General features: G+C 40.0%; 7 protein-coding genes. 1 reads left to right on the forward strand and 6 read right to left on the reverse strand.

Features of this window, described 5'->3' with window-relative positions; translation table 11 throughout:
* Positions 1 to 1,413, forward strand: a complete 1,413-nt coding sequence (locus J0A69_RS17955; RefSeq protein WP_206588004.1) for an FAD-binding oxidoreductase — start codon at positions 1 to 3, stop codon at positions 1,411 to 1,413.
* A gap of 84 nt (positions 1,414 to 1,497) precedes the next feature.
* Here the strand turns inward: J0A69_RS17955 and J0A69_RS17960 are convergent, their stop codons facing one another.
* The 6 genes from J0A69_RS17960 to J0A69_RS17985 form a co-directional block, all read right to left on the reverse strand.
* Positions 1,498 to 3,861 carry an ABC transporter permease gene (locus J0A69_RS17960; RefSeq protein WP_206588005.1) on the reverse strand — a complete coding sequence of 788 codons (2,364 nt, stop codon included), beginning with the start codon at positions 3,859 to 3,861 and terminating at the stop codon, positions 1,498 to 1,500.
* A gap of 263 nt (positions 3,862 to 4,124) precedes the next feature.
* On the reverse strand, positions 4,125 to 4,700 hold the full coding sequence (locus tag J0A69_RS17965) for a hypothetical protein (RefSeq protein WP_206588006.1): 576 nt from the start codon (positions 4,698 to 4,700) through the stop codon (positions 4,125 to 4,127).
* Between the two features lie 84 nt (positions 4,701 to 4,784).
* Entirely contained in the window at positions 4,785 to 5,066 is a 282-nt protein-coding gene (locus tag J0A69_RS17970; protein WP_206588007.1) for a hypothetical protein, read from the reverse strand.
* A 188-nt stretch (positions 5,067 to 5,254) separates the two neighbouring features.
* Positions 5,255 to 7,636, reverse strand: coding sequence for an ABC transporter permease (locus J0A69_RS17975; protein WP_206588008.1), 2,382 nt, complete (start codon positions 7,634 to 7,636; stop codon positions 5,255 to 5,257).
* A gap of 282 nt (positions 7,637 to 7,918) precedes the next feature.
* Positions 7,919 to 10,345 (reverse strand): ABC transporter permease, encoded by a 2,427-nt coding sequence (locus J0A69_RS17980; RefSeq protein WP_206588009.1) that lies wholly within the window; start codon positions 10,343 to 10,345, stop codon positions 7,919 to 7,921.
* 114 nt (positions 10,346 to 10,459) lie between these two features.
* Positions 10,460 to 12,895, reverse strand: a complete 2,436-nt coding sequence (locus tag J0A69_RS17985) for an ABC transporter permease (RefSeq protein ID WP_206588010.1) — start codon at positions 12,893 to 12,895, stop codon at positions 10,460 to 10,462.
* Positions 12,896 to 12,978 lie beyond the last annotated feature (83 nt).

Consider the following 12,978-nt stretch of genomic DNA (forward strand, 5'->3'; position numbering starts at 1 on the left):
ATGTCAACAAAAGTTAAAGATTTAGAAAATTCTGTCATTGAAGCATTTGTTACTCAGATTAGAGGAAAGGTAATTTTTCCAAAAGATGAGGAATACGATCAGACAAGACAGGTTTTTAATGCGATGATAGACAAGCGACCAGGTATGTTTGTCATGTGCGTAGATATAGCAGATGTAATCTACGCTGTGAATTTTGGAAGGGAGAATAATCTCTTGGTAGCTGTCAGAGGAGGCGGTCACAATGGAGGCGGCTTAGGACTCTGTAATGATGGAATGGTCATAGACCTTTCAGGAATAAAATTCGTGCAGGTGGATGTCGAAACCCAAACTGTAAGAGTGGGTGGCGGTAATTTATGGGGAGAAGTGGATCATGCCACGCATCCTTTTGGATTAGCTGTACCAGCTGGAATTATTTCTACAACAGGAGTCGGCGGATTGACTCTTGGCGGTGGAGTCGGATATCTGTCCAGAAAATATGGCTTAACCATTGATAATCTTTTGGAAGCAGAAATAGTCTTGGCAGACGGTACTTTTGTAAAAGCCAATGCTGAGGAAAACACGAATCTTTTTTGGGCCATCCGTGGCGGAGGTGGAAATTTTGGGATTGTCACAGCTTTTAAATTCCAGGCCCATCCAGTCAAAAATGTAATTGGAGGCCCTTCACTTTGGCCTATTGAAAAAATAGAGGAAGTTATGGCTTGGTACCATGAATTCATCAACAATGCCTCTGATGATCTAAATGGATTTATTGCGACCATGGTGATCCCTGGACCTCCATTCCCAGAGGCCCTTCACAATAAAATGTTCTGCGGAATAGTTTGGTCATACCTTGGCGATCCTGCCAAACAGGAAGAGGTATTTAAGCCAATTCTCGCTATGGAACCGATTTTCCATCATGTAGGAGAAATGCCTTATCCATCACTGCAGACATTATTTGACGGAATGCTTCCTCCAGGTTTGCAATGGTATTGGAGAGGGGATTATTTCAAGGAACTGGGTCCAGAAGTAGGTGCAAAACATTTGGAGTTTGGATCTAAAATCCCCACTCCTCTTTCCCAAATGCATCTATACCCAATAAGTGGAGCGGCAAGCCGGGTAGCTCCTGACCAAACTCCTTGGGCTCATCGAGACGCCAAATATGCTGCTGTGTATGTGGGTGTGGATCCTGATCCTGCCAATGCGGACAAAATCACAAAATGGTGTAAGGAATATTGGGAAGCTTTGCATCCTTATTCCTCAGGGGGAGCCTATCTAAACTTCATTCAGGATGAAGGCCAGGAACGAATCAAAGCCAGTTACAAAGACAATTATGAAAGGCTGGCTAGAATAAAGCAGGTATATGATCCGACCAACTTCTTTAAAGTGAATCAGAATATCAAACCTGCAGCTGTAGCGGAGCCTATCAGTCACTGATATTAGACTCCTAAAAGCAAAAGCCCAATTCCGGAAATCTGGAATTGGGCTTTCTCATTTAAGCTTTGGATTTATTTAAAACTCTTATTCGCTTTTTAGTGTATTTGCCGGATTTGCCAAGGCGGCTTTTATAGCCTGAGAGCTCACGGTCAAAAGTGCTATCAAAAGCGTTATTATTCCAGTCAGTAAATAGATTTTCCAATCGATTGATGTTTTGTAGTCAAAGGTATCCAACCAGTCTTTCATAAAATACCAAGAAAGTGGAATCCCTATGATTACTGACAATAATACCAAACGGCTAAATTCGGTGGAAAGCAAAGTCACTAGATTGGAAACAGAAGCGCCTAATACTTTTCGTACCGATATCTCTTTTTTCCTTCTTTCAGCAATGAATGTTGCCAAACCAAACAAACCCATGCAGGATATTACTACAGCCAATCCAGAAAATAGAGAAGTTAGAGCTGCTGTTCTTTTCTGGGACTGAAACTTTTTCGCATTTACTTGATCCACAAACTGGTATTCAAAAGGAGATCCTGAATTGAACTTAGCGAATACTTTCTCCACGCTGGCTAATGAATTGACCATATTTTGGTTCTCACTCAGGCGGATATGGATGAAGTTTAGGTTTCTCTTTGGCCCCATTACAACGATTGGCTTCACTTCCGCAAAAGGTGATTCCATGATGAAATCCTTCACCACTCCAACTATAGCAAACTCCAGTTCATCATCTTTGATAACTTGACCAATCGGATCATCAAATCCCAGTATTTCAGCAGTCCTTTCATTAATGATTGCCGCCATACTATCACTTGCATAAGTGAATACGTCAATATCACGACCAGCTATCAGTTCCATTCCTGCAGTTTTGACTAAGTTGGCATCTGATCCCATCCTATACATAGTTGGTCTATAATCAGGATCTTTCCCTTGCCAATCCATCATATTGGTATCACTGTAAATCTCAGTTAAAGGGGAAAATGTATAAGTGACACTTTCCACTTCTGGAAGAGCCAACAATTCATTTCTCATCGCTTCCTTATTTTTTCGGATGGATTCAGTCACTTGATGAAAAATCAAATTATCCTCATTAATTCCCATATCCCGATTTTGGACATATTCTACTTGATCTCGGATGATCCAAACACTTGAAATCAATGCTACTACTACCGAAAATTGAAATACCACCAAGACTTCCCTTGGCTTGATACCAAAGCTTTTATTAACTCCCATTTTTGATCTAAAAATAGAAGTTGGGTTAAAGGAGCTCATCAAAAATGCAGGGTAGCTTCCAGCTAAAACCCCAACAAAAAGGATATAGACGAGAGATAAAATCCAGAAAAACGGTTGATAAAAAGGATTGGCTAACTCCTGCCCGATCAAATTAGTAAACCAAGGAAATGAAAGGGAAACAATAACCAAAGCCACCAGATAAGCACAGAGGGCAATCAGTATTGATTCAGACAAAAACTGACCGATCAACATTCCTTTTCCTGCTCCTGAAATTTTACGAATTCCTACTTCTTTGGAGCGTTTATCGCTTTGAGCAGTACTTAAGTTTACAAAATTGATCCCTGCAATGATCAACACAATGATTGATACAATCCCAAACATTCGAATCAACTCAATTTTCCCCCCTACTGACTCCCCATTTTCAAATTTGGAATAGAGATGCAAATCCTTGACAGGAAATAAAAAGTCAGAAATCTTATCCTCTAATCCTCCATACTTTATTGAAAAGTTGCTGTATTTTTTATTGAACAATTCGACATCTGATCCCTCAGTAAGCATTGCAAAAGTTCGCATGGAGTTATTTCCCCAATAATCATCCACCCATCCCATGGCTTCCAGCTTTTTGAAAGGAATAAATGCAGTAAAAGAAAACTCTGTATTCTGAGGCAGATCTTTGATCACAGCCTTTACTTCAAAATCCAATTGATCCTCCACTTTGACGGATTTCCCCAACGCGGAAGTTTCTCCAAAAAGCTTCTTTGCCACAGATTCCGTCAAAACTATATTATCTGGTCCAGTTAAAGCTTCCACCGGATCCCCTTCCAATACTTCAAAACTGAAAATTTCAAAAAATCCGGGATCAGTAAATGTCGGCAGCTCAGAGAATTTTTTATCCCCAACAGATAAAATCATGGGATCCCATTCAGTAATTCGGGCAGTTGACTCCACTTCAGGAAAATTCTCCTTTAAAGTAGGCCCATAAGGAGCAGGAGTATAATCCCAACTCACGGGTTCTCCTTCGATTTCGGTCGTTCTCCACACTGCAAAAATTCTATCAGAATTTTCATAGAATCTATCCACAGAAATCTCAAATTGAACCCAAATAAGAATCAAAATTGAGGCTGCAATCCCAATTCCTAAACCACCGATATTGATAAATGCATAGCCTTTACTTCGGGCAATGTTTCTCCAGGCAATTTTGAAATAGTTTTTGATCATATTTCAAAGTATTTGTTGAGACATTTCTGAGTTAAATAATGGACTTTCCCATTCGGTTGAAATCGATAGAGAAAATCACTTGAATTCATTTCCACTTTTGTGCCATTAAAAAAGTCTCCAAATTGGCTAAAAGACCAAGTTTCCAAAAGTTTAGAGCAAAAGCCCCGAACAAAAATGTTCGCCTACGGGCAAATTCATTTTCTAAGAACCCTTTCATTCTATACTTTTTGGAAATGCCCTATTTTACAGGAAAGCTCTACCATTCAAAACCCCAGCCTTTTCACTACCAATTCATCGAGTTCCTTGAAAAGTATTTTAGGATGCTTCGTCCTCCAAGAGATATCATTGAGTTTGCCTCCCATCACCAAGTACTGATCGATTCCAAACTTGCCCATTTCTGAGAGGACATGTTCTCTCGCATTCAAAATAGCAATCCAACCTTCCTCCAGTTCATCCTGCCATTCTTCATAATAATCCACTGAATCCAAATCAGAATGGAAATTGAAGACATTTTCGCAGATCAAGATGAATTTATTGATCCCCTCTCCGATCATTACCTCGATCACATCTCTTTTCAAGGTCATGATATCATTGTTTAGAAGGTCATTCCATTCACCCAAAAACTCAATAATTGCAAACCCTAGATTATAATCCGCAAAAAGCACCTTCAAATAGAGCGTCTCACTTCCAAAATTATCCCATTGAGGATGGATGAGGTAATTATAAATCTGGTCAGTAAAGTAAACTTCAGAGTTTTCATAGCCAAAAAATGGAGATCTCTGATCTTCAGCGGCGATGTATATATTCCTCCAATTGTAATTAGGTTCTAGGGTATGCATAAGTTGCTGTTCATTCTATTCGTATTGGAACAGAACAAAGGAAAGGGAGGATTCTTTCTTAAACAAAGGATCCTATTCAAATCCTTACCTTACCTGCATCCACTTTTTACTTTCCTTGCTCACAAAAGTAATCGGGACAAATTTGTCCGTAGGAGCCCCAATGTAATAGACAGTCCAGTTGGGATCATGATGGGAAAGCATATCCGAGATACAATCGGCTCGATGTCCTTGGGGATTGGCGCAGTCATCCCAATAAAACAATTCAACTTTGTAATGCAGGGATTTTACTTCATTGTTGATAATTACCTGTATTTCTATATCCTGTTTACCAGGAAATGTCGGGATAGGAATGGCGATATGGCTCATGGCTCAAAAGGTTTAAGTGTGTAATTATTGATGCATTTATTTTTAGGTTGTTTATTCTTACTAATTCTTTATTTAAAGCAGGTTCTGGTTTCAATATTTTTCAGACCAAATATTGATTCCTTAATCTATAACAAACTGACTCTAAACACTTTTCACTTCGTATTTTTCACTTTGCACTTCGTACTTTATTATTCATCTCTCAAGCTATTCACTGGATTCATTAGAGCGGCTTTCAGGGATTGTGTTCCCACAGTGAATAAGGCGATTACCATAGTCAGGATACCGGCTCCTACGAAGAACCACCACTCCAAATCAATTCTGAAAGCATAGTCACTGAGCCAATCGGAACTGATCCAAAAAGCAACTGGAGAGGCTACAACAAATGCCAATACAAGTAATAGCATGAATTCTTTGGAAAGCATCATAAGGATGGTAGGCGAACTCGCACCCAACACTTTTCTGACCCCGATTTCTTTTGTTCTTCTACCGGCACTATAAGCTGCCAATCCTACTAAGCCAAAGCATGCAATAACTATGGCTAAGATTGAAAAGCTCATGACAATCTTTCCTGCGATTTGGTCGGCTCTGTATTGCCTATCTAAGGCCTGATCCACAAAACTGAACTGAAATTCAGATTCCTGATCGTATTTTTTATATAATGATTCAATCGAGGTTAATGCTTCTTTCACTTGGTTTTCCCTTATCCTAACCAGTAAGTTGGATTTTGCATACTGAGGCCAATTTCTCAAAATCATTGGTCCAACCGGAACATTCATCGGTCTATAATTGAAATCCTTCACCACACCGATCACCGTTCCGGGTTGGTCCCAAAAAGAAAATTCTTTGCCCAATGCTTCTTCAGAAGTCCATCCTAATTCTTTAACCGCTGTTTCATTAAGTATAAATGATGCAGTGTCACTGGACATTTTAAAATCAAAATTTCTTCCGGAAACCAACTCCATTCCTGTCGTGGGCAGAAAATCCGGATCCACGTTCATATGGGCCCAAAGAATTTTGGTTTCCAAATCATTTCCTTCCCAATCGACATTATCAGAAGAAGTGGTAAGATTTATGAGGTTGCTGGAGGCTAGGGAAACTTGAGAAATACTGGCTTGTCCCAGCAGGTCGCTTTTATATAATTCTGATTTGTCTTGGACCCCTTTTTTCAAATAGACACTGACTAAATGAGATTTATCGAATCCTAATTCACGTTGCTGTAAAAAATCCAATTGCCTGTAAATGGTCACTGTACTCACCATCAAAACCATGGCAAAAGTAAACTGGACAACGATCAGAAACTTACCAAAACTCTGGTTTTTGGTGGCTGATCCTATTCCAACTGATTGGAACTTGGAGTTTTTAAATCTGGAAAGGAAAAATGCAGGATAGACACCAGCCAATAGGCTCAACAAAACAGTCCCGAGGAAAAGAATTAAGGGGAATGTTATTGTTTGAAATGGCAAAACCATTTCTTTCCCGGTAATCTCATTGAGTATAGGGAGAACTAGTTGAAATAGCACCAAGGCCAATAGTATCGCTACAAAACTCACAATAAAAGCTTCTGTCAGAAATTGATAAATCAATTGCCCTCGCATGGCCCCCATGATTTTGCGGACATTCACTTCCTTGGTCCGGTTGAAAGCACTGGCAGTAGAAAGGTTGATAAAATTGAAAATGGCAATCAACAAAACGATAATTCCTACGGAAACAAAAATCCGGATATAAGCCACATTTCCTGTTTTGCTCCAGTCTGTTTGGAAATCAAAGTCTGAATAAAGGTAAATATCAGAAAGGGGTTGAATTGCCAACTTGGTAGTTGTATCTGAAGAATATTCTTTAAAAATCGGTTCTATCTTGCTTTCAAATGCTTTTTCATCTGAGCGATCGTCCAACATCACATAAGTATGAAAATTATTGCTCCCCCAGTTGTAATTATACTTGCTCGACTCCTCCACTTTAAATGAAGTCAACACCTCAAATTGAATATGGGAATTTGCCGGAGGGTCTTGCACCACACCTGCAATTTGCAATTGCTTAGTATTATCAAAAGTGATTTGTTTTCCTATTAGGCTTTGGCTTGCCCAATCTGGACCGAAGAGCTTTGAGGCGAAACTTTCAGTAATCACCACATCACTTACATCATTCAAAGCAAAACTGCTGTTTCCCTGAACCATAGGAAAATCGAAAATATGAAAGAAGGAGTTTTCAGTAATCAGAATAGACTTTGATTCCAGACTTTGTTGTTCAGTTTTAACAATCACTGGTTGCCAGAATCTACCGATCCTCACGGTTTCTTTGACCTCTTCATAATTGGACTTTAGCACTGGAGCCAAAGGTCCCGGAGTAACAGCCACATGATAGATATCCCCGCCTTGGATTTGTTCCTCCACGATTCGGTAGATTTCCCCATTGTTTTTGTGAAACCGATCAAAGCTATATTCATCAAATACAAAGAATGAAATGGCAATACAGCAGACAAGGCCAATCGCCAATCCTCCTATTTTGATAAGGGAATTTGCTTTCTCTTTTAGGAGATTCCTAGTCGCTATTTTCAGATAGTTTTTCCACATAGTTTTAGAATTGGAAATTAAAAGATTGAAATAACTTGTCCGCCGTGGCGGATTGGAAAATTGGATACACGAAATTGGTTAAGGTTTAAGGCGTCACCCTGAGCGAAGTCGAAGGGTTGTAATGTTTATTCAAACTGAGCCTCTCTGATAGTCATCCTTAAAGAGGTTTCGCTTCTAGTTTCTTAAATCAATTTTTCTTTAAAACAGATTACCAAGTCTTCGTTTCTCCCCACTGCAAGAAGGTCCCAATCGTAAATCCGAAATCATAAATCCGAAATCGTTTTACTCACTCTTCAAACTCTTCACCGGATTCATCAAAGCAGCTTTGATAGCTTGGAAACTAATAGTTACCAAGGCTACAATCACAGCCAAGATACCGGATACCAAGAATACCCACCAATGCACTGGGACTTGATAAGCAAATCCTTCCAGCCACTTGTTCATCCCAAACCAAGCTACAGGCGTTGCCACTATTATTGCTACTAGAACCAGTTTCACAAAGTCTTTGGAAAGCAAACCCACAATGCTTCCTATATCTGCACCAAGCACTTTTCGGATTCCGATTTCCTTGGTTCTTTGCTCGGCTGTGTAGGTAGCCAATCCCAACAATCCCAGACAGGCAATCAAAATTGCCAATATTGAGAAGCTGGTAAAGATCTGTCTAAACCTGAAATCTGATTCGTATTGTCTATTGAAATCCTCATCCAAGAAACTGTAGATAAATGGTCTATGAGGTGCCAGTTGATTCCATACACTTTCTATTTCGGCCAAAGTTGCTGGTAAATCTTCTGTTGAAAGCTTCAAACTCATATACCGACTGGCATAGGCTTCAAATGGCAAAGTCAAAGGTTCAACAGTATTATGTAAGGAGATATAATTGAAATCCTTCACCACTCCGATGACTTCTCCTGCTCTTCCCCATTGATCGAATTTTTTACCAATAATATCCGCAGGATTGGCATAACCATATTGCCTTGCCGCAGCTTCATTCACGACCAATGCTGAAGTAGAATCTGAGGGGTAATCCCTGCTGTATGACCTTCCAGCAACCAATTCCAAATTGAAATGATCGATAAAATCCAAGCCAACCTGGAATATGGCCTGACCTTGTTGTATCATTTCACCTTCTGGGTTTTCAATGATGGTTCCTGCATTGGGAAAATGGCTACCCGGAACGCTTCTGGAAAAAGCAACCGAAGCAATATTTTGGTTTTTCTCTAATTCATTTTCCAAGGAAGAAGACACATTATTGACTTGCTCATCATAGTTGTAATCTATCACAAGCATTTGCTCCTTGTCGAAGCCCATATCCTTATCCAGCAAATGACTCATTTGGTTATAGACGATGATGGTACCTGCTATCAAAGCTATAGAAAGACTGAATTGGAAAATCACAAGCCCCTTGCGGAGATTGGCTCCCTTGGCATCCGATTTATTGATCCCTTTGAGAATGGAAACAGGTCTGAAACTGGATAATACCAAAGCAGGATAAGAACCAGCAAGCAATCCAACCAGTATCACGATCCCAAAGAAGAATGGAATGGTTTGCCAGTTCAGGACTCGATTGACCAATAGATCTTTCCCTGTCAAATCATTCATCCAAGGCAAAGCAAGAGAAACGAACAAGACAGCGAGCAAACCTGATAAAATTACGATGACGAGGGATTCACCAAGAAACTGGAAAATCAAACTGTTTTTATCAGCTCCGATAGACTTTCGGATTCCCACTTCCTTGGCACGCTCCATGGATCTAGCTGTAGACAGGTTCATGAAATTGATGATGGCAATCGCCAAAATGAAAAATCCTATGACCGAGAAAACATAAATATTAGAAAGGGACGCTGTATCTCCTGGTTGTCTCTGAACCTCTGATCTGAGGTAGACATCTTTAAGCGGTTCAATGCCAATTGTATAATTCGGTCCGTTTTCTTCACTCGCTCTTCGGGAGATAAATTCCGGAAGCTTTGCCTCAAAAGCCTGCTGGTCGAATTGATCATTCGCCAAGAAATAGGTGTATGTATCCACATAACCCCAGTTATCAAATACACTAGGTCTGGATTGATAGAATGTACTTAAGGAAAGCAGAGAATTAAACTTCAAATGTGAATTGGATGGCATATCCTTCATCACTCCGGTGACTGTGTAATCACCCGCATTTGCCCTTCCAGCAACATCAGATCCTTTCAGGGTTTTGCCTAATGCTTCCTCGTCTCCAAAATATTTTTTCGCTGTAGTCTCCGAAAGCACAACGCTAAAAGGTGCGACCAAGGCATTTTTGGGATCACCCTCGAGCAATTCATAAGAAAACACTTCGAAAAAAGTCGAATCCATGAAGACGATTCCATCTTCCTGCTGGATCTCATCTCCGGTTGAAAACAAGATATCTGCCCTGCCTGAAAACCTAACAACCTTTTCAACTTCCGGAAAATCCAACTCTAAAGCCGGACCAACCGGAGCATTTCCCCAAACCCAATAATTTTCACGAGAATTGCTCTCAGATTGCTCATCTTCTGCTGAATAATTGTGGACCACTCTGTAAATCCTATCTCCTTTTTCATTGAATTGGTCATAGGATAATTCATCCTGAACAAACATAAAAATAAGCACACAGCAGGCCATGCCGATACCCAAACCAACCATGTTGATAAAGGAATAGACCTTCTTTTTCAAAAGGTTTCTATAGGCGATTTTCAAATAGTTTTTCCACATGGTATGTATGGTTTTAAGGTTTAAAGTCTAGAAATCTGAATACCCTCCAAACTCATTGTTTTTTATTTTTTATTCGTAATATTTGGTACTTTGTACCTCGTACTTCGTACTTATTTATTCACTTTTTAGACTTTCCACAGGATTGACTTTAGCAGATTTGATGGCATGATAACTCACAGTAAACAAAGCCATAAGTGCAGCTAAGAATCCCGACAAAGCAAAGGACTGCCAACTGATATCTATCTTATAGTCATAGTCTTTCAGCCAATTCTCCATCATATAATAAGCGACAGGACAAGCGAGAACCATTGAGCCCAAAACGAGTAAGAGGAATTTTTTGGTGAGCATTCCGTAGATGCCTTCAAAAGAAGCCCCCATCACTTTTCGGATACTTACTTCTTTGCTTCGCTGCTCCACCAAAAAGGCAGAAAGTGCAAATAATCCCAGACAAGCGACTACGATGGCAAGTATAGCAAAGCTTGTAAGGATCAATTTCACCCTTCGTACATTGTCATACATCTGGGCAAAAGAATCATCCATAAAAGCGTATCGAAATGCCAGATTGGGTGCAAACTGATTCCATTTTCCCTCGACCGTCTCCAATAATCCTGGTATGTCTGCTGAATTTATTTTGACAGACATGATGGTATTGCTTTTTCCCATAAACAGAGCCAAAGGCTCAACTCGCTCCTTGAGGTTATCAAATCGAAAATCTTTTACCACTCCGATGATCTCACTCAAATCTCCATAGCGGGAAATCCTCTTTCCGATAGGATCGCTTAATCCAAGTTCTTTAGCCATTTCCTCATTAATAATGGTAGCCTTCTGATCTGAAGCTATGGTTTTATCGAAATTCCTTCCGGCAATCAATTCAATTCCCAATGTGGAAAGGTAATCTTCATCAACCACCCAAGCTTGTCCTGAAATTGTCTCGTCTATATTATCTCTACCTTCATTGACAAAGGAATTCCCATTCCTCTTGGTGTTTTCCAAAGGCAAATAATCACTGATGCTGACAGATTCTACTCCTTGCAATCGGGCCAATTCCTCCTTAAAGACTTCATCCTTCTCCCCTAACATATTGGTTCCGTAAAGTTGGATAACCTGTTCTTTCTCAAAGCCAACTTTCGCATTCAGAATAAAGGACATCTGCTCGTTGATAATGAGAGTGCCAATTATCAGGATGATAGAAACAGTAAACTGGAAGACCACCAAACTACTCTGCAACCCTCCGGATTTACTTCCAAGGCGCAATCTTCCTTTAAGTACCTGAATCGGTGAAAAGCCAGAGAGGTAGATTGCCGGGTAGGATCCAGCCAAGCCTCCCACAAAGAGTGCTGAAAGAAACAGAATCGGAATGAACAAGGGTTGATCCCAAGGCATTTCCAAAGCGATACCACTCATATCTTTGAATAAAGGCATGAGCAGTTCTGCCATGACCAATCCTATCCCAAATGCAATGACAGAAATCAGGATTGATTCGGCCAGGAACTGGAAAACCAAATTCGACCTACCTGAGCCAATCACCTTTCTCAAACCTACTTCCTTGGCGCGGTTAGCTGATCTTGCTGTTGATAAATTCACAAAATTGATAGAGGCAAGCACCAGAATAAAAAATGCAACTGTTCCAAAAATCCAGACAATCCTAATGTCATTTCGAATGTTGGACTCTCCATCGATAGAAGCTGAATAGAGTTGTATATCGGTCATTGCCTGAAGAAAAGTATCCGCCTTTTCTTCAATAGTTTCAGCCATTGCCAATCCTGCCGCGACCATAGCAGGTTTTAGGTATTTCGAAATTAATGTCTCGTTCAGTGTTTCGCTAAAAACTTCTACATTGACATCGGGACGTATCTTAAGGTATGTCTTGTAATTGCTTTGAATCCAACGGGTCTGCTCACCTTTACCAAACTCCACTTCCGATAGTGTCAGAAAATAGTCGTAATCCAAATGTGAATTACTCGGAAAATCGTCCATGACTCCTGAAATCGTCCGAGGGTCATCCCTTCTTCCATTCAGATAGATCACATGTCCAATTGGATTTTGGTCTTTAAAAAACTTTTTAGCTATAGACTCCGAAATCACCAAGGAATTGGGTTGAAGTAATGCGGTCTTACGATCACCATATACCATCGGAATGCTAAAAATATCCAGGATAGACTGGTCCGCATAGGCAAACTTTTCTTCATGATGTTGCATGGGATCATCATCAATCTGGATTTCATTAGTTCCAGCCCCATAGAATAAATCATTTTCCATGATCCTTCCTGCCATTTCTACTTCATCAAAATCAGCCGCAACGGTTCTAGCGGTATTTGCGGAAAAATGCACATCCTGCTGCTTTTCTGTCCCAAAATCATATTGGCGAACCAAGCGATAAATGTTTTCGGATTCAGGAACAAATTTGTCATAGCTGGTTTCATGAAGGATATAAACTGAAATCAAAATACAGGCAGAAATCCCAATGCTGAGACCAGCAATATTGATGAGTGAAAAACCTTTGGCTTTCAGGATATTTCTCCAGGCGATTTTTAGGTAGTTCTTAATCATATATTTCTAATTTTCTAAGCTTATTGGAATACCACCAAAGCTCTTTTTTCATTTCACTTTTCATACTTCCCCACTTCCTCTCT

This window comes from Algoriphagus pacificus, assembly GCF_017254845.1.
GTDB lineage: Bacteria > Bacteroidota > Bacteroidia > Cytophagales > Cyclobacteriaceae > Algoriphagus > Algoriphagus pacificus.

What these genes read in the sequence shown, in the direction of transcription:
- J0A69_RS17980 (WP_206588009.1), bottom strand. Translation starts at nt 10,345, where the DNA reads ATGTGGAAAAACTATTTGAAAATCGCCTATAGAAACCTTTTGAAAAAG.
- J0A69_RS17960 (WP_206588005.1), bottom strand. Translation starts at nt 3,861, where the DNA reads ATGATCAAAAACTATTTCAAAATTGCCTGGAGAAACATTGCCCGAAGT.
- J0A69_RS17975 (WP_206588008.1), bottom strand. Translation starts at nt 7,636, where the DNA reads ATGTGGAAAAACTATCTGAAAATAGCGACTAGGAATCTCCTAAAAGAG.
- J0A69_RS17985 (WP_206588010.1), bottom strand. Translation starts at nt 12,895, where the DNA reads ATGATTAAGAACTACCTAAAAATCGCCTGGAGAAATATCCTGAAAGCC.
- J0A69_RS17955 (WP_206588004.1), top strand. Translation starts at nt 1, where the DNA reads ATGTCAACAAAAGTTAAAGATTTAGAAAATTCTGTCATTGAAGCATTT.
- J0A69_RS17965 (WP_206588006.1), bottom strand. Translation starts at nt 4,700, where the DNA reads ATGCATACCCTAGAACCTAATTACAATTGGAGGAATATATACATCGCC.
- J0A69_RS17970 (WP_206588007.1), bottom strand. Translation starts at nt 5,066, where the DNA reads ATGAGCCATATCGCCATTCCTATCCCGACATTTCCTGGTAAACAGGAT.